Origin of the sequence: Hymenobacter crusticola, assembly GCF_002154225.1 — a bacterium.
In the GTDB taxonomy this organism is placed as follows: domain Bacteria; phylum Bacteroidota; class Bacteroidia; order Cytophagales; family Hymenobacteraceae; genus Hymenobacter; species Hymenobacter crusticola.
The window spans coordinates 647,626-662,758 of the sequence record NZ_MTSE01000001.1; the positions used below are offsets into that span (position 1 = coordinate 647,626).

General features: G+C 54.5%; 18 protein-coding genes. 8 read left to right on the top strand and 10 right to left on the bottom strand.

What is annotated here, in order from left to right; all coding sequences use genetic code 11:
• Window positions 1-50 precede the first annotated feature (50 nt).
• Together tatC and BXP70_RS02625 are read right to left on the bottom strand one after the other, a co-directional pair.
• Complete coding sequence (tatC, locus tag BXP70_RS02620; protein WP_086592438.1) at window positions 51-869, bottom strand: twin-arginine translocase subunit TatC; 819 nt, start codon at window positions 867-869, stop codon at window positions 51-53.
• Window positions 870-1,089: 220 nt separating this feature from the next.
• The gene (locus tag BXP70_RS02625) at window positions 1,090-2,382 is read right to left on the bottom strand and encodes a serine hydroxymethyltransferase (protein WP_086592439.1); all 1,293 of its coding nucleotides are present in this window, start codon (window positions 2,380-2,382) and stop codon (window positions 1,090-1,092) included.
• Window positions 2,383-2,546: 164 nt separating this feature from the next.
• Between BXP70_RS02625 and BXP70_RS02630 the strand changes: the two genes are divergently transcribed.
• Window positions 2,547-3,077 carry a hypothetical protein gene (locus BXP70_RS02630; protein WP_086592440.1) on the top strand — a complete coding sequence of 177 codons (531 nt, stop codon included), beginning with the start codon at window positions 2,547-2,549 and terminating at the stop codon, window positions 3,075-3,077.
• 84 nt (window positions 3,078-3,161) lie between these two features.
• Window positions 3,162-3,950, top strand: a complete 789-nt coding sequence (locus BXP70_RS02635; RefSeq protein WP_086592441.1) for a tetratricopeptide repeat protein — start codon at window positions 3,162-3,164, stop codon at window positions 3,948-3,950.
• Between the two features lie 24 nt (window positions 3,951-3,974).
• Here BXP70_RS02635 and BXP70_RS02640 read toward each other — a convergent pair whose 3' ends face one another.
• The 4 genes from BXP70_RS02640 to BXP70_RS02655 all read right to left on the bottom strand — a co-directional run bounded on the left by BXP70_RS02640 (window position 3,975) and on the right by BXP70_RS02655 (window position 5,895).
• Window positions 3,975-4,673, bottom strand: coding sequence for a metallophosphoesterase family protein (locus tag BXP70_RS02640; protein WP_086592442.1), 699 nt, complete (start codon window positions 4,671-4,673; stop codon window positions 3,975-3,977).
• A gap of 136 nt (window positions 4,674-4,809) precedes the next feature.
• Window positions 4,810-5,046 carry a hypothetical protein gene (locus BXP70_RS02645; RefSeq protein WP_086592443.1) on the bottom strand — a complete coding sequence of 79 codons (237 nt, stop codon included), beginning with the start codon at window positions 5,044-5,046 and terminating at the stop codon, window positions 4,810-4,812.
• Window positions 5,047-5,146: 100 nt separating this feature from the next.
• Window positions 5,147-5,338 (bottom strand): hypothetical protein, encoded by a 192-nt coding sequence (locus BXP70_RS02650; protein WP_086592444.1) that lies wholly within the window; start codon window positions 5,336-5,338, stop codon window positions 5,147-5,149.
• Between the two features lie 44 nt (window positions 5,339-5,382).
• A complete protein-coding gene (locus BXP70_RS02655; protein WP_086592445.1) occupies window positions 5,383-5,895 on the bottom strand; it encodes a hypothetical protein in 513 nt (170 codons plus the stop codon).
• Between the two features lie 128 nt (window positions 5,896-6,023).
• Between BXP70_RS02655 and BXP70_RS02660 the strand changes: the two genes are divergently transcribed.
• From BXP70_RS02660 to BXP70_RS02685, 6 genes are all read left to right on the top strand, one after another.
• On the top strand, window positions 6,024-6,272 hold the full coding sequence (locus tag BXP70_RS02660) for a 4a-hydroxytetrahydrobiopterin dehydratase (protein ID WP_086592446.1): 249 nt from the start codon (window positions 6,024-6,026) through the stop codon (window positions 6,270-6,272).
• Window positions 6,273-6,366: 94 nt separating this feature from the next.
• Window positions 6,367-7,077, top strand: a complete 711-nt coding sequence (gene rsmI / locus BXP70_RS02665) for a 16S rRNA (cytidine(1402)-2'-O)-methyltransferase (RefSeq protein ID WP_086592447.1) — start codon at window positions 6,367-6,369, stop codon at window positions 7,075-7,077.
• Window positions 7,067-8,767, top strand: a complete 1,701-nt coding sequence (gene lnt / locus BXP70_RS02670; protein ID WP_245849450.1) for an apolipoprotein N-acyltransferase — start codon at window positions 7,067-7,069, stop codon at window positions 8,765-8,767. The genes rsmI and lnt overlap by 11 nt, the downstream gene beginning before the upstream one ends.
• A 130-nt stretch (window positions 8,768-8,897) precedes the next feature.
• Entirely contained in the window at window positions 8,898-9,692 is a 795-nt protein-coding gene (locus BXP70_RS02675; protein ID WP_086592448.1) for an inositol monophosphatase family protein, read from the top strand.
• A 122-nt stretch (window positions 9,693-9,814) separates the two neighbouring features.
• On the top strand, window positions 9,815-10,012 hold the full coding sequence (locus BXP70_RS02680; protein WP_086592449.1) for a FeoB-associated Cys-rich membrane protein: 198 nt from the start codon (window positions 9,815-9,817) through the stop codon (window positions 10,010-10,012).
• A gap of 119 nt (window positions 10,013-10,131) precedes the next feature.
• Window positions 10,132-10,473, top strand: a complete 342-nt coding sequence (locus tag BXP70_RS02685) for a hypothetical protein (RefSeq protein WP_086592450.1) — start codon at window positions 10,132-10,134, stop codon at window positions 10,471-10,473.
• Window positions 10,474-10,649: 176 nt separating this feature from the next.
• Here the strand turns inward: BXP70_RS02685 and BXP70_RS02690 are convergent, their stop codons facing one another.
• The 4 genes from BXP70_RS02690 to BXP70_RS02705 form a co-directional block, all read right to left on the bottom strand.
• The gene (locus tag BXP70_RS02690) at window positions 10,650-11,624 is read right to left on the bottom strand and encodes a hypothetical protein (RefSeq protein ID WP_086592451.1); all 975 of its coding nucleotides are present in this window, start codon (window positions 11,622-11,624) and stop codon (window positions 10,650-10,652) included.
• Window positions 11,625-11,753: 129 nt separating this feature from the next.
• Window positions 11,754-12,350: a helix-turn-helix domain-containing protein gene (locus BXP70_RS02695; RefSeq protein WP_086592452.1), complete on the bottom strand. Its 597-nt coding sequence runs from the start codon at window positions 12,348-12,350 to the stop codon at window positions 11,754-11,756.
• Window positions 12,351-12,414: 64 nt separating this feature from the next.
• Entirely contained in the window at window positions 12,415-13,434 is a 1,020-nt protein-coding gene (locus BXP70_RS02700; RefSeq protein ID WP_086592453.1) for an SPASM domain-containing protein, read from the bottom strand.
• A 133-nt stretch (window positions 13,435-13,567) separates the two neighbouring features.
• Complete coding sequence (locus BXP70_RS02705) at window positions 13,568-15,040, bottom strand: TlpA family protein disulfide reductase (protein WP_086592454.1); 1,473 nt, start codon at window positions 15,038-15,040, stop codon at window positions 13,568-13,570.
• Window positions 15,041-15,133: the final 93 nt, after the last annotated feature.

Here is a 15,133-nt window from a genome sequence, read left to right on the forward strand (position 1 = left end):
TGAATCGTTGGACAACACGCCGTCACCTAGACCTAGCTACTCAGTCGCTTCTAGCTGACGCCGCTATTCGCTGCTAGCTCCGCGTTTAGGCGGTTGGTGGCGTTGCGGCGAACAACGCGCGCAATATTGATACTCAGCTCATAAAGCAGCAAAATTGGAATCGTGACGATGAGCTGCGAGGAAATATCGGGCGGGGTAATGATGGCGGCAATGATGAGGATAACCACAATGGCGTGCTTGCGATACAAACGCATGATTTCGGCCGAGACCAGGCCTGCTTTAGCCAGGAAGAACACAATCATGGGCAGCTCGAACACGAAGGCGCAAGACAACGACATGGTGGTGAGCGTGCTCAAGTAGCTTTGCAAGTCAATCTGGTTTTCGATGGTCGGGTCAACCGTGTACGAAGCCAAAAAGTTGATACTCAGCGGCGCGGCAATGTAGTAGCCAAATAGCAAACCAAGCGCAAACAGAATGGATACGAAGAACACCGCTCCGCGTGAGTTGGCGCGCTCGTGCGGGTAGAGCCCGGGTTTGATGAAACGCCAGATTTCCCAGAACGTGTAGGGAAAAGCCAGCACGATGCCCACCATAAACGACGTACTGATGTGCATCGTCAGCTGCCCACTCATCTCGCGGTTCTGAATCACGAAGCCCACCTTGTCCATGCACAGCTCCGGGTTGCCGACCCATTGGCCAAACTGGCAGAACATGCGGTACGTCCAAAAATCGGGGCGCGACGGACCTAGGATGAGGTCGTGAAAGAGAAAGTCCTTGGCGAAGAATGCCGCCGTGGCAAAAACAATGATGGAAATAGCCGAGCGGATGATGTGCCACCGCAAGGCTTCCAAATGATCAATAAAGGACATTTCGTGGGAATCGTCCAACGTCCGTCCAGCTTCTATGCGGGTTTGATCCACTTAATTGGTAACTGAGTAAGAGAGTAACGGAGGAGAAGAGTAGCTGAGTAACGGAGTAACTGAGCAAGACAGCACAGAAACAAACGAAAACTAGTCTTGGTAGGATGTAGCCTTACCTAGCTTTTGTAATTTCTATCGTACGCAGCTACTCTCCTATTCAGTCACTCGCTTAAGCGAAAAGTGGAAACTGCTGCATCCACTCGTTGATTTGCTGACGCACCCGACCTAGGTGCGTTTCGTCGGCGTGGTGCATCAGTACATCGTCGATGAAGCCAACGATGCGCTCCATATCAGCTTCTACCAAGCCACGCGTGGTAACAGCGGCCGAACCGATGCGCATCCCCGAAGTCACGAAGGGCGACTTATCGTCGAACGGCACCATGTTCTTGTTGATGGTGATATCGGCTTTGATGAGCGTATTTTCGGCTAGCTTACCTGTCAGGCCTTTGCTGCGCAAATCAATTAGCATCAGATGGTTGTCGGTGCCGCCGGATATAATCTGGTAGCCCCGTGCGACGAAGCCCTTGGCCAGCGCCTGAGCATTGCGAATAACCTGGTGCGTGTACTCGGTATACACATCGCTCAGGGCTTCGCCGAAGGCGACGGCTTTCGCGCCAATCACGTGCTCGAGTGGGCCACCCTGGGTGCCGGGGAAAACGGCGCCGTCTAGCAGCGACGACATCATCCGAATCTCGCCTTTTGGTGTTTTCAGGCCATAAGGGTTTTCGAAGTCTTTACCGAGCATGATAAGACCACCGCGCGGTCCGCGCAGGGTTTTGTGCGTCGTCGTCGTCACGATGTGGCAGTGCTCGAAAGGCGAGTTTAGCAATCCTTTGGCGATGAGGCCCGAGGGGTGCGAAATATCGGCCAGCAGCAACGCGCCGACTTCGTCGGCAGCTTCGCGCAAAGTTTTATAGTCCCAATCGCGTGAGTACGCCGAGGCCCCGCAGATGATCAACTTGGGCTGTTCGCGGCGGGCTGTTTCTTTTACTTTTTCCCAATCGATAAGTCCCGTCTCGGGCTCTACGCCATAGAAGCTAGGTTTGTAGAGCTTACCCGAGAAGTTCACGGGCGAGCCGTGGGTGAGGTGACCACCATGCGAAAGATCGAAGCCGAGAATCTTGTCGCCGGGGTTGAGCACGGCTAGCATCACGGCGGCGTTGGCTTGGGCGCCGGAGTGCGGCTGCACGTTAACCCACTCTACGCCAAACAGTTCTTTCGCCCGATCGATGGCGAGCTGCTCGATTTGATCCACAATTTCACAACCACCGTAGTAGCGCTTGCCGGGCAAGCCTTCGGCGTACTTGTTGGTCAGGATGGAGCCTTGCGCCCGCATCACTTGCTCCGAAACATAGTTCTCGGAGGCAATGAGTTCGATACCATGAGTCTGACGCTCTTTTTCCTGACGGATGAGGTCGAATAGGACGGTGTCCTGGGTTAGAGGTGCGATACGGGTTTCCATAGGCTCAAAGGTACGGGCAAGTCGTTTATCATCTAGCAATTAACATTTACCATTTAACAATACCGAATAGCGCCTATCCCGATTTAACTTGCATCCGTAGTTATTGATTGCGGCGGTGCGTCTTTCGTGCTGTTAACTGATAAATAGTAGTTGTTACTTGATTTATGGCGCAGCCCCTAGCCGAAGTTCTAACCAGATTACGCGTTGGTAACCAAAACTTTATTATCAACTTCTACCAACAGCACCGGGAGCATTTTACGCACTGGGCCGACCTGAACCACCAGCTGCCGGCAGCCGAGGCACACGAGCTCCTGCGGGCGGTGCTACTGGAATTTTACGACCAAGTAGCAGATGGGCGCCTAACAAAACTGCCCGAAGATTTGCGCGCGCACTTGTATAGTATGGCGTACGAACGCATTGCGGCGGGCAAATCGGCGGCGGTGTTGCCGCTCGCTGAAGCCGGCCGGCGTCAGCGGCTACTCGTACTGTTTGGGTACCTAGGTGCCGACTGCCAAAAGGTGCTGATGTACTTCTACTTCCGGGGCTATAACTTTGAGAAGGTGGCGGGCAAAATGGGCTACGCCAATGCCACTGTGGCGCGCCTGCAAAAATCCAGCTGCCTGCGCACGCTCTATGAGCTGGTTGGTCGTGGCCCCGCCCCACAGGCTTCTGCAGCCGCCCCTACAGATCTGTAGGGCATCGTTCTCTTTGTGTTATTTGCTTAGCTAAGTTGCTACGCTACCCGTAAGCTTACTTTCTTCTTAAGTGCTTTATCACGCATGAATTCGGCCGCCGATCTTCGCCTTTATCTAGAGTTGCTAGAACGCTTTGCTGACGGTCAGATGACCCCGGATGAGCAAGAACAATTTGAGGAGCGTTTGGAGCAGGATGACGAACTGCGCCAAGCGCACGCCGCTTACGAACAGCTTACGGCCGATCTGCGCTGGGTAGCCGGCCACGAAACGCTACGCCTGCGCCTGGAGTTGCTCGACCGGCGCCTCGACCAACGCGAGACAGCTATTTCGCGCATGCAGCACCAACAGCGCCACACCCAAAACCGGTGGGTAGCCATTGTAGTGGGTGTGCTGGTGCTAGCCATGGCATTCTGGATTTTCACCCGCCGCCCCGCGCCCGTCCCGGAAGTTACCTGGGAGCAGTACTACCAGCCCGATCCGGGCCTCTCTCCTGCCGAGACAGATGCGAATCTTCGCCCGCTGCTGGCTGAGTCGATGAGCCAGTATCGGGAAGGCCAATACGCGGCGGCGCTGCGTTCCTTGCGCCGCGTGCCTACCAACAACATTGGGCAGGATACTTTGCTGTACTACACGGGCCTTTTTCTGTTGCGCGATGGAGATGCGGCGGGCGCCCGCACGTTTTTACGACGCGTCAGCCAGCAACCCAAAGTGCCACTGGCCCGCAAAGCCCTCTACCACCTAGGTATGGCACATTGGCAAGCCAACCAACTTTCGGAGGCGAGTGCCGTGCTGAAGCAAGTAGCAGCTGATGCCAATAATCCTTACCAGCAAGCCGCCCGCAAGGTGTTGCAAGCGGATGTATTGAAGCCGTAAGTAGCGCAACTTATCCGCGGCAGCTTAGCGGCGAGCTATTGGGTAAGGCGATTCGATGTTGGGCTGTAGTGTCAGCTTGAAAGAGTCTAGCTCTAGCGCGGCTAGGTGGCTTAGCTCCGGATTATGACGATAAACACACCCTGTGTCGAGGCCGATAGAGCCAGCTTCTACCCGCACTTGGCGCTGCACTTCGGCAGTGGGCGTAGGCACGTGGCCATGCAGGAGCCGCTTACCTCCCAAACGAGAGACGTCAAATGTAAACTCTTTGATATTCAGCATCGTGTGCCAATCGGAGCGCATGCGTTCGGGCGGTAGCCGGAAGTTGAAGCCCGCGTGTACCAGCACAAAGTCCGGTAGCTCCAGTTGATATGGCAAGGCGTCGAGCCAAGCTAGGTAGGGCGCTGGAACTTCGGTGGGAGAACTCACGCCGAAGCTCTGCAGCGTTTGCTGCTGGTCGGCGGGCGAAGCCCATGTGAGATGTTTGCGCGCGTGGGCAGCATCTAGTAGCTCTTGGTCGTGGTTGCCGCGCAAACAGTGCACCTGATACCCGCGCTGAGGCAATTGCATTAGATAGTCTAGGATGCCCCGGCTATCAGGCCCTTTGTTCACGTAATCACCGAGTACATAAAGCTCATCGGTAGGCTGCAAATGCAAAACGTCTTCTACCAAGTAGCGAAACGTTAGCAGGCAGCCATGCAAGTCGGTGGTGACGTAGCGCGCCATGGCACAAAGGAATAGGGTGAGACTGATTTATACTGCATGCCTCCTACTTAGTTGTCGTTTTGCGACAGGTACTCCCAACAAAAAAGCACCTGCTGTTGCAGGTGCTTTTTTGTTGATTTGCGTGCTAACCTAGCTGCTAGCTATAAGAGGGCTTGTCGAGGCTAGGCTTATCGTGGTTGCGGTTGGGATGCCGTTGCAGATCCGATGGAATTTCGTCCAGCCCATCGTTCGTGTACTCATCGGCGAGGCGTTCGACTTCTTCTCCTTCCTTGCCAAGGGGCATGTTGCCAGCCGCTTTGTGCTGTTCAGAAGTGGACGGAGAACCGTGATTTTCCTTTGACTGGTGGTTGGTGTTATTGCTTTTGTACGGCATGACTTCAACAACAATAAAGGTGAAACAACTACAGAAACGCGGCGCATCTTTTCCAGTTGGCAACGAACACCGCGCAAGCTAGCCTGGGGCTAACTCAGTTTTACTTCGACTTGTGCGTATTCCGATTAGGATGGGTCTGAGGAGCATCCTGCGCGTCTTCTTGCAGGTTTTCCTCCGTTTGCTGGTCGCGGTCTTCTACGGGCAGCGACTCGGCTTTCGACTGACCACCGCCCGCGGGCGAACCTTGGTGCTTCGCTGATTGCGAACTGATTTGATTTCCTTCTTTTGCCATGTGTTGTGGGAATTTCCAGTGAATAAAAGGAGAGCAGGCCTGCTCTATCGTTCGCCAATATCTAGTCCCGACTCTTGGGCATTAGGGTCTAGCAGGTCGGCGTTGGTTTCTGGGGTAGCCCCTACATCGGCACCGTTTGGTTGGGGCTGGTCCATTTGGCCCATGCCCACGCGCGAGTTCGGGTTGTACATTTCGTCTTTGTCTTCGTCGGGAGCCGCCTCAATTTCGTCGAGTGCTGGTGCTACCCGGCGCTCGTCCATATCTTCGGGAGAGGGCAGATCTTGGTTTGGGCGGTCACGACGGCCTTCATCATCCGAGCGGAAGTTGTCGGCCGGGTGGTCGGCTTTGTCAGCTTCTTCGTTAACGGAGGTAGAAGTAATACCGCTGTTGCTGTCGGTGCCGTAGCCTTCTTTGCCGTCGCGGTTGCCGAAGCCGCCGCGAGCAGCTTCATTTTTGGGTGGGTCGCCGCCGGAAATGATATGACCAGCTTTGAATTCTTCTTCAGTTGTATCGTCGTTGATGACGCGAACAGGGCGATTGTGCGGATCGATAGCCATAGCAGTAGGGTTTGGCGTGTTGGTCCTAGGTTGTACTGTGGTTTGCGGGTTTGGGTTTACCTAGCTTCCACCATGATTATGATTTCTCGTTAGCTTTCGGCTAGCAGCACGCTTTTTCCTAAACTCTTATGTGGCTCGAACAGGATAATGCACTCACCCGCACTTTCTACTTCCCGGATTTCAAGACGGCTTTCGCCTTTATGACTGATGTGGCTACTATAGCCGAGCGTCTCGACCACCATCCGTGGATGGCCAGTGAGTACCGCACCATTGAGTTCCGGCTGCGCACGCACGACGCCGGTAACACCGTTACCAAGCGCGACCATCGCCTAGCTGCCGAAATAGACAAGCTAGCCGAGCAGTATCAGGTTAACTAACGACAACCAGTTGGGCGCCGACGGCCGCTAGCTAGCCAGCGGTAGCCGTAGCAGATTACTGCGCTAGCACTTAAATCATCCTACCTTTGCTTTCATGTCTGAAACGCCTACGCCCACTGTTTTGTACTTGGTACCCACGCCGATCGGCAACTTAGAAGACATCACGCTTCGGGCTATTCGGATTCTAGGCGAAGTCGACACGGTGCTGGCTGAAGACACGCGCACGAGTGGCCGCCTGATGCAGCACCTAGGTCTGAAAAAGCCCATGCTCAGCTACCACTTGCACAACGAGCACCAGACCGTCGCGCGCTTGCTCACCCGCCTCGAAGCCGGCGAGCGGATGGCCTTGGTTTCGGACGCGGGCACACCGGGCATTTCTGATCCAGGTTTCTTGCTGGTGCGCGAGTGTTTGGCTAAGGGGCTGAAGGTAGAGTGCTTGCCGGGTGCAACAGCCTTCGTGCCGGCCCTACTAAAATCAGGCTTTGGGGCCGAACGGTTTACGTTTGAGGGCTTTCTGCCCGTGAAGAAAGGCCGCCAGACCCGCTTGCGGGAACTGGCCACCGAAACCCGCACGTTAATTTTTTATGAGTCGCCGCACCGGTTGGTAAAAACGCTAGAACAACTCGCCGAAGCCTTAGGCGCTGAGCGGCAAGCCTCCGTGAGCCGGGAGCTAACCAAGTTATTCGAGGAAACCGTGAACGGGACATTGACCGAGCTAGCTGCTGACTTTGGCGGCCGGCCATCTATCAAAGGAGAAATTGTACTAGTGGTTCAAGGACACAAGGAAGAGCGCCGTGCTGACTAAACCTACCTCCACCCCGTTCGTCGCCGGCGGCGCCGACTATACCTCCGCACGCCTCGTTGGCTGGGAACCCAGTATTTTGGCCTTGCTCAGCGCCGCTTTGCTGTGGGCCGGCTGGCCGGTGCACCCGGCCGGTTTGGCGTTGCTGCTGTTAGTGGCCTTCGTGCCGTACTTACGCATGGAGCAGCTTCTCGTGAGGAGTGGCGCCAGCGGCTGGAAGGTGTTTCGCTATACCTATCTCACGCTCGTGTTGTGGAACGCCTTCACAACGTGGTGGGTGAGCTATAGCACGCTAGGCGGCGGCATTGCGGCCGTGGTGCTCAATGCCTTGCTTATGTGCCTGCCCACCATGGCCTTTTACCACACCAAAAAAAGGCTAGGTGCGCTGGTGGGCTATGTGTCGCTGCCGATCTACTGGATAGCCTTCGAGCAGCTGCACCTCCACTGGGACCTTACGTGGCCGTGGCTAACCCTAGGCAATGGCTTCGCGAAGGCGAATGGTCTTGTGCAGTGGTATGAGTACACGGGCTTCCTCGGCGGCTCCGTCTGGATTTGGCTTACCAACATTCTTGTTTTCAGCGCCTTATTTGGAGTAGCTACCAAACCGCGCAAACTGCGCCAGCGCCGCCCAGGACCAATTCGGTGGCTGGCACCAGGGCTAGCTATTGCTTTGCCGATTCTAGCTTCCTATCTGATTGGCAAGGCCTATCAAGAAAAGGGACCCAAAGCCGAAGTGCTCGTTATTCAGCCAAACGTAGATCCGTATCAGGAGAAATTCGAAGGAACTAGCAACTTCGTACCCTACGAAGAGCAGCTAAATCGCCTTATCCGCCTGACGGAGCAGCAGCTGACTCCGCAAACGAAGCTGGTGCTGTGGCCCGAAACGGCTTTGGAAGAATCGTATTGGGAGAACCTAATCGACGGGAACTTGAAGATTCAGAACGTGCGGAGCTTCTTGGCTCGGCACCCTGGCTTGTCGTTGGTTACGGGCATCACCAGCCTGAAGACCTACCCCAACAAGGAAGCCGCTAGCGAAACGGCCCGTTACCGCGACGATGCTGGCTACTACGACGTGTTCAACACGGCGGCTTTCTTCCCCACTTCCACGGGCAAAATTGAATTTTACCACAAGTCGCGCCTGGTGCCGGGTGTGGAGAAGATTCCGCCGGCGCTTACTAGGTTCATTGCCAGCATCGACCTAGGGGGCACGGTGGGCAGCTACGGCAGTCAGGAAGAACGTTCTGTCTTCCGCTTACCTGCTACCAGCTCGCCGTTGAGCCTAGGCCCACTGATTTGCTACGAATCGGTGTACGGCGACTTCGTAGCGAAATACGTGCAGAATGGGGCAACGCTACTGGGCATCATCACCAACGACGGCTGGTGGAGCGACTCGCCTGGTCACTTGCAACACCTACAATACGCCACCTTGCGCGCCATCGAAACGCGCCGCGACATTGCCCGCTCAGCTAATACCGGTATCTCGGCCTTCATCAACCAAAAGGGTGAGATTATGACGCAAACGGGCTGGTGGCTTCAAACGGCCCGCCGTTATCCTGTACAGCTCAACTCCGAACTGACGTTCTACGTGCGCCACGGCGAGCTTATTGGTCCCGCTACGCAAGTATTAGCGGTGTTGCTGCTAGTGCTGGTGATTGTGGCAGGTTTTGTTACTAGGCCCAAAAGCACTTATTAATTAGCACACCGAACCTTACGAAGCATCTCGCGTGCACTAGCAACTGCACTCGGCAGGCTTGCCATTATCTGCACGCGAGATGCTTTGCAAGGTTCAGCGTGACAGAAGATTTTCAATTCATCCCTATTCAATGGATTTCAATCAACTCAGCCTACAAGTTGCCGAGGTTGCCCGTCGGGCCGGCCAATTTATTCGTCAGGAAGCCGCCACGTTTGACCTAGGTCGCGTGCAAAGCAAAGGCCTCCACGACTTGGTGTCGTATGTCGATCAGCAGAGCGAAAAGCAATTGGTCGATGAGCTCCGGCAATTGCTCCCCGAAGCTGGTTTTATCACCGAAGAAGGCACGGAAGGTGCCGAGCGGGCCGAGGAGTTCAACTGGATAATTGACCCCCTCGACGGCACCACGAACTTTATTCACGGCTTGCCGGCCTACTGCGTAAGCATTGCCCTAATCCGGGGCATGGAGCTGGTGGTAGGTGTGGTGTACGAAATAAACCGCGACGAATGCTTCCGCGCCTCACTCGGTGGTGGCGCTTTCTGCAACGAGCAGCCTATTCACGTTTCGGCCGCCAACGACTTGCACAACACGCTCATCGCCACCGGCTTCCCTTACTACAAGTTCGATAAGCTCGACGGCTATTTGCAGATTCTCAGCCAGTTTATGCAGAACACGCAAGGCATTCGCCGGGTGGGTTCGGCCGCTATGGACCTAGCTTATGTAGCCGCGGGCCGCTTCGACTGCTACTTCGAGTTCAACATTAACTCTTACGACGTAGCCGCGGGCATCCTGTTGGTGCGCGAGGCCGGTGGCCGCGTCACGCAGTTCATGGAAGACGGTGAGCCTATCTTCAGCCGGGAAGTGGTAGCTACCAACGGTCACATTCACGACGCGACCCAGGCTATTATCCGCAAGTATTGGGCGTAATTTGTGATTCTGAGCAACGCGAAGAATCTGAGCGAAAAGCTAGGTACCAGATTCTTCACGTTGCTCAGAATCACAAGCGTTAGCGTAAACTTTTCCTAGACGCACGTGGTTTTGCCCTCGTTATGCTCTTGCAATACTTCATCATCGGACTTCTGTTCGCGGCCGCAACGTTCTACGTGGGGCGGCGCTTTTGGCAATCATTCTTCGCGAAGAGCCAGGGTGGCTGCGCGAAAGGGTGCGGCGGTGCATGTGGCACAATCGACGTAGACCGGCTGCAGCGCACGATCGAGAAAGCTGCACAGTCAGCTAACGCAAGCTAGCTTTTGCACTTACCGAAATAAAGGCAACCTGCCCCCGTACTCGCTGCGTATAGCGCGATACGGGGGCTTGCTTTTGCGGCCCATTCCGTACATCTCTCCCAACTGAAACCCCTCCAATCATGCAAGACAAAGAAGAAGAACGCTCATTGGTAAACGTCGAAAACAAGTTGACCAAAGATGGTTTCACGGAAGACTTCACCGTCGTGGATGGACGCTTGCAGACGTTTCGCACCGATACGCAGAAAAGCTACGGTCCTGAAGAAGTGACGATTGTGGATTTCTACCGCTTCGAAGGAGAGAGCAACCCGGATGATATGTCTATTCTGTACGCTATCGTGTGCAACGACGGCGTAAAAGGCACTATCTCCACCGCTTTCGGCACCTACGCCGAGTCAGACACGGACGAGTTCCTGAAGAAAGTAGAAGACCTAGGCAAGAACCTCGACAAGAATCACAAGTAATTCTTCGCAACGATATCCCACCCTGTGGAGAGCCCGCGTCAACCTAGGTTGGCGCGGGCTCTTCTATTTTCATCCTACATAAGCAAAACCCTGAGAATGCCGCTGCCTTCTACCTTGCGTTCGTAGTACAGTCTAGTGCCAGGCCAGGCTACATCCGGCATTTCTCCAGCCAACATTTAGTTGTTCAGCACACCAAAACGGCTGCCTCGGGCATCCAGAATAATAGTTTGCCCATCAAATGGCGCGTTGCCGAGCATGCCCGTCAGGCCGGAGAAGCGCGTCAGGGCTTGCTGCATTAGGGTAGTGCCTTCGATGTAGGTCACGGTGCGCAGGGGCATGCGTTTGGTGGCAAACTGCAACGCGGCTTCGGAGGCAACCGTATGGGCCACTAAGATTTTACCCCAAGAGTTGACTTTCGCAACTTGTTCGGTGGCAGCTGGTTGAGCGAGCTTTTCCCAAGTACCGCGGCTGGTGAGGAGTGAAAAGGCGCTGGAGCCTGAGTCGAACAAAAACTGTTGCGGTTGCTCTCGCAAGGATGCCTGCACCAACACACGCCGGTTAGCAAAGTCGAGGGGCACAAACGTGGCTTGGCGGGTCAGGGCCGCTGGCACTTGCTGCAACAGGGTGAAACGCTGGCGCGGATAATCCAGCACGAGCACTTGGTCGGCTAACACGTCGGTACCTAGGGTACCCACCACAAAGGGAATGCTATCGGCAGGCAGTTGGCTCATACCGAGCGGCCGTACCAATATGCGGCGTGCCTGCACGCGCCCTTGGCCGAGGGTGAAAGCTAGGTCTCGAATGGTATCGTGCTGCGTGGTAAGCGAGCGTTGGGTGGCCGGATAAGCGGCCCGTAGTGCAGCCAATGATTTAGCATAAAGCAAAGAATACGGAGCGCCAGTATCAAACTGCAAGTAGCAGGTGCGTGGGCAGCCCACCAGCTTAATGGGAACGAGCAAGGCGGCGTGGGCTAGCGCAGGCGTAGCGGCACCAGCAGCTGACCAAGTAAAAGAACACGTAGCGGGCAGACCCGTAATGGCAAGTTGATTAGCAGGCGGCTGAAATTTATACCGCACGTAGAAGTAGCCTCCAACCCCACTGACTCCAAGTATAACCAGCACGACCAGAGTGATTTTGAGAAGCAGTTTCATAAGAACTTACGGCTATTGGTTGATGTAGCCAAAAGTGCTGCTTACCTCTCTTCAATCGTGCGTCATCTGGACGTCATTTAGCCGCCACTTTATATAACACGCTGGTATATAATTAAATGGCTAACAGCCCTAGAATCTTATTGGATACACGTTTAGGTTGCCCTGCCGCAAGCGCCACGCATTGTAGCCAATTACCAACACGTTTGTAGCGTACGTCAAGACTAGTACTCCTAGGTAGATACCGGGCATGAGCCTGCGGTGGGCGCCTCCTGTTAGCTGTTGCCCTACTACCACCAGCATAAAGGCAAAGAAGCTCGCCACTTGCCACAGCAGCTGAAACCCTACCACCCGCCGACCTAGCATGGCCACGTGCTCCGTCGTATGGCGCCTAGCCCGCCACAGCCACCACGGCACAAGAATGTTGAGCAACGGCAGCAGCAAAAAGCTTAACGCACTTAAATTTAAAACTTGTAAAAAATCAGGATCGTTACGCAATAGTGAAACTGCACTCGGAGTAACAGCGGCCGGCTCTGGCTCTGCCTGAAATTCTTCCAGAGACACCCCGAGCGCTGCCGCTAACGCCTGTAACGTATACCCGCGCGGTGCGGTGTCGCCTTGCTCTACCCGTTGAATAGTTCGAAGGCTTATGCCCGATTGTTCCGCCAGCATTTCTTGGGAGAGGCCCTTTTTCTTGCGAATGGCAGCAATGCGCGCGGCAGAAAACATAAGCGAAAGTCGGTGTGGAAAACGAAGCTAGCTCTGGAGACAGAAACAGCGAGCAATTACGACTTTATCCCCACACTTTGGTGCCTTCGGTGCAGTTACGGCACATGTCAATCTGGTCGCGGCCCTTCAACAACGACGCCCGGAACCGCTGGTATTTAGGCGCTTGCCATAGAGCTCGGAAACTTTGCTGCTGCAAGTCTCCAAGGCGATATTCAGCGTCTTTGTCGAAGCAGCACGGCACCACCAGGCCATCCCACGTCACGACGCAGCTATGCCACATCTTCCAGCAATGGTTTAAGAGCCGGTTTTTAATGCGCCAGCTGCCGTTGTTGTTCTCGTAGCGCGAGTAGTAGTCGATGGTAGGGATGAGGGGCGAGCCGTTTTGGTAATCGTAAATCTGCGCAGTTTTAAACCACACGTCATCTACCCCTAGGTCCTTGGCTAGTTGCTTGGCCTCTTCAATCTGGTGCTCATTGGGCCGCACTACCAAGAACTGAAACACTACACGCGGCGTGCTCGATTTCAACTCCTTACGCCACCGGATGATGTTGCGCGTACCCTCTAGCACCTTATCAAGCTTACCACCCACTCGATATTGCTGATACACTTCCTGCGTGGTGCCATCCAGCGAGATGATCAGCCGGTCGAGGCCGCTTTCTACGGTGCGGCGGGCATTCTTGTCGGTGAGGTAGTGCGCATTGGTACTAGTGGCAGTATAGATGCCTTTGTCCGCAGCATACTTCACCAAGTCCAAGAAGTTCGGATGCAGGTACGGCTCGCCCTGAAAGTAAAAAATCAGGTACCACAACTGCCGGTGCACCTCATCAATCGTACGTTTGAAGAGTTCATCGGGCAGCATCCCGGTGGGCCGCGTAAAGGAACGCAGCCCGCTTGGGCACTCAGGACACCGCAGATTACAGCTCGTTGTCGGCTCAAACGACAAGGCTAATGGTAGTCCCTTATGGTGGGCCTTGCCAGTCCACTTACTTAGCACGTAGCTTCCCACCACCTGCCCTGCATTGAGCAGCCGGCTAGGGGTAGCTTTGGAAAGAAAATTCAGACCATCGGAGAGCAAGGATGCCATAGGAAAGCAAAGGTCGGCAATGCGCCGGGAAGATAGCCGACGGGTGCCGCGACAAGGACCATAAAAAAGCCTGCCGACCTAGCTCAATAGCAGGGTGGCAGGCTCTTAGCAAGTAAATGCTCCAGCAAATTGTTTACTTACCAGTGTTCATTGGCAGCAAGCTCGTGTAAGTTGCGGCCTTGCCGAATGCCTCTTTGATTTCATCTACGGCGGCGCGGCTGCTCAGGCGCTTGGGCTTTACGTTGAGGAATGTACCATCTTCCGCCAGCAGGAAGTAGGAAGGCACATCCTGCACCATGTACGATTTAGCTACCGACGAGCGCAGGCCCCCACCCGAGCGCACGTGCACGCCAGGCAGCTTTTTGCTGATAACCAATTGTTTCCAAGCCCCTTCGTTTTCATCGAGGGCGATGTTCAAAAACACAATGTTCTTGCCCTCAAACTTCTTCGCTAGCTCCTGCGCGTAGGGCAAGTCGCGCAAGCTTAGGCCGCTGGTTGTACGCCAGAAGTTCAGATAGATAAGTTTGCCTGCGAAGCTCTGCAACGACACCGAGTCGCCGGTAGCAGATATCAAGTGAAAGTTAGGTGCGGGCGAACCGATAGCAAATGCTTTGTGCATTTCGAAATCGTTCTGTAGCACTTGATAATACTGGTTTTTCGTGTCTGCCTTTTGGAAGTCGGCGAGCATGGCGGCCGATTGCTTCACGTGACCAAAGCGAAACGACTCCTGTAGCACCCGACCCATGCACACCAAGCGCGCCGAACCCGTTAGTTGCGTCTTGGCTAGGTCGTAACAAACCTGGTAGAAATCAGGGTCGCTGCGTTGATGGTTAGCAGTAGTAGCCTGATAGTGAATGTAGTTTAGTAAAAATTCCTGGTACATTCCGCTCTGTAGCGCGCCTGCATCAGGGCTGTTGATTAGGCTTTTGTCGCTCAAGAAATCGTAGTAAGTCGGCGTCATTTTCAGGCGCGACTCGGTGGCAACTACTTGTTCGCGCAGGTCTTGGAAGGTCAGGCGGTCATTGGCGTAGCTGTAATCAATTTCAGCTTTGGCGTACGCCTTGAAGGCTGCCGAAAGCTGGTTATCCTGGGCGTAGTTATCGAAGAACTTGCGCTCTTCTTTGCGTCGATAATCTAGAAACGACAGAAAGGGCGCTTCATAAAGCATAATGTTATCAGGGAGCACCTGAAACCCGTCATTTTCTACAAACTTCTCATCTATTTCGCTTAGATAAGAGTTGGCGGCCGCCCCACTGCCCTTGAACTTCACGGTCGTGGCCATGTCGCTGCCTTTAAAGCGCACGTCCATGTTATTACCAGGCTCTAAAAACAGATCCGTTACGTCGTCGCCATACACAAGGTCGGCACGCGTAGGCCCCCCAACAGCAATCGATAGCCGGAACTCTCCTTTGTCGTCGAGGCGAGCGTAAGTGATCTTTTCTTTGGGGTCGAGCGCATTCTCACGTACCGATACAGCCACCGTATCAGCCGTCCGACTGCTGACCTTGCCGGTCAACACCACCGTCCCCTGTGCCCTACTTGCGTGTGGCAATATGAATAAAGCCGCCACAGTCAGGCTGGCAGCAATACGCGAGAGGTAAGTCATTGTAAACAGGATAAGCTAATTTTATAGAAGCACCGAATTGCCATTACCTTCTTAAATCTGGTTTTTTATAAATGAAAGCCAATTTTCTAGGTA

What these genes read in the sequence shown, in the direction of transcription:
- BXP70_RS02685 (WP_086592450.1), top strand. Translation starts at nt 10,132, where the DNA reads ATGCAAGACAAAGAAGAAGAACGCTCATTGGTAAACGTCGAAAACAAG.
- rsmI (WP_086592447.1), top strand. Translation starts at nt 6,367, where the DNA reads ATGTCTGAAACGCCTACGCCCACTGTTTTGTACTTGGTACCCACGCCG.
- BXP70_RS02695 (WP_086592452.1), bottom strand. Translation starts at nt 12,350, where the DNA reads ATGTTTTCTGCCGCGCGCATTGCTGCCATTCGCAAGAAAAAGGGCCTC.
- BXP70_RS02640 (WP_086592442.1), bottom strand. Translation starts at nt 4,673, where the DNA reads ATGGCGCGCTACGTCACCACCGACTTGCATGGCTGCCTGCTAACGTTT.
- BXP70_RS02690 (WP_086592451.1), bottom strand. Translation starts at nt 11,624, where the DNA reads ATGAAACTGCTTCTCAAAATCACTCTGGTCGTGCTGGTTATACTTGGA.
- BXP70_RS02625 (WP_086592439.1), bottom strand. Translation starts at nt 2,382, where the DNA reads ATGGAAACCCGTATCGCACCTCTAACCCAGGACACCGTCCTATTCGAC.
- BXP70_RS02655 (WP_086592445.1), bottom strand. Translation starts at nt 5,895, where the DNA reads ATGGCTATCGATCCGCACAATCGCCCTGTTCGCGTCATCAACGACGAT.
- BXP70_RS02660 (WP_086592446.1), top strand. Translation starts at nt 6,024, where the DNA reads ATGTGGCTCGAACAGGATAATGCACTCACCCGCACTTTCTACTTCCCG.
- BXP70_RS02635 (WP_086592441.1), top strand. Translation starts at nt 3,162, where the DNA reads ATGAATTCGGCCGCCGATCTTCGCCTTTATCTAGAGTTGCTAGAACGC.
- BXP70_RS02630 (WP_086592440.1), top strand. Translation starts at nt 2,547, where the DNA reads ATGGCGCAGCCCCTAGCCGAAGTTCTAACCAGATTACGCGTTGGTAAC.
- BXP70_RS02705 (WP_086592454.1), bottom strand. Translation starts at nt 15,040, where the DNA reads ATGACTTACCTCTCGCGTATTGCTGCCAGCCTGACTGTGGCGGCTTTA.
- BXP70_RS02650 (WP_086592444.1), bottom strand. Translation starts at nt 5,338, where the DNA reads ATGGCAAAAGAAGGAAATCAAATCAGTTCGCAATCAGCGAAGCACCAA.
- BXP70_RS02645 (WP_086592443.1), bottom strand. Translation starts at nt 5,046, where the DNA reads ATGCCGTACAAAAGCAATAACACCAACCACCAGTCAAAGGAAAATCAC.
- BXP70_RS02675 (WP_086592448.1), top strand. Translation starts at nt 8,898, where the DNA reads ATGGATTTCAATCAACTCAGCCTACAAGTTGCCGAGGTTGCCCGTCGG.
- BXP70_RS02680 (WP_086592449.1), top strand. Translation starts at nt 9,815, where the DNA reads ATGCTCTTGCAATACTTCATCATCGGACTTCTGTTCGCGGCCGCAACG.
- BXP70_RS02700 (WP_086592453.1), bottom strand. Translation starts at nt 13,434, where the DNA reads ATGGCATCCTTGCTCTCCGATGGTCTGAATTTTCTTTCCAAAGCTACC.
- tatC (WP_086592438.1), bottom strand. Translation starts at nt 869, where the DNA reads ATGTCCTTTATTGATCATTTGGAAGCCTTGCGGTGGCACATCATCCGC.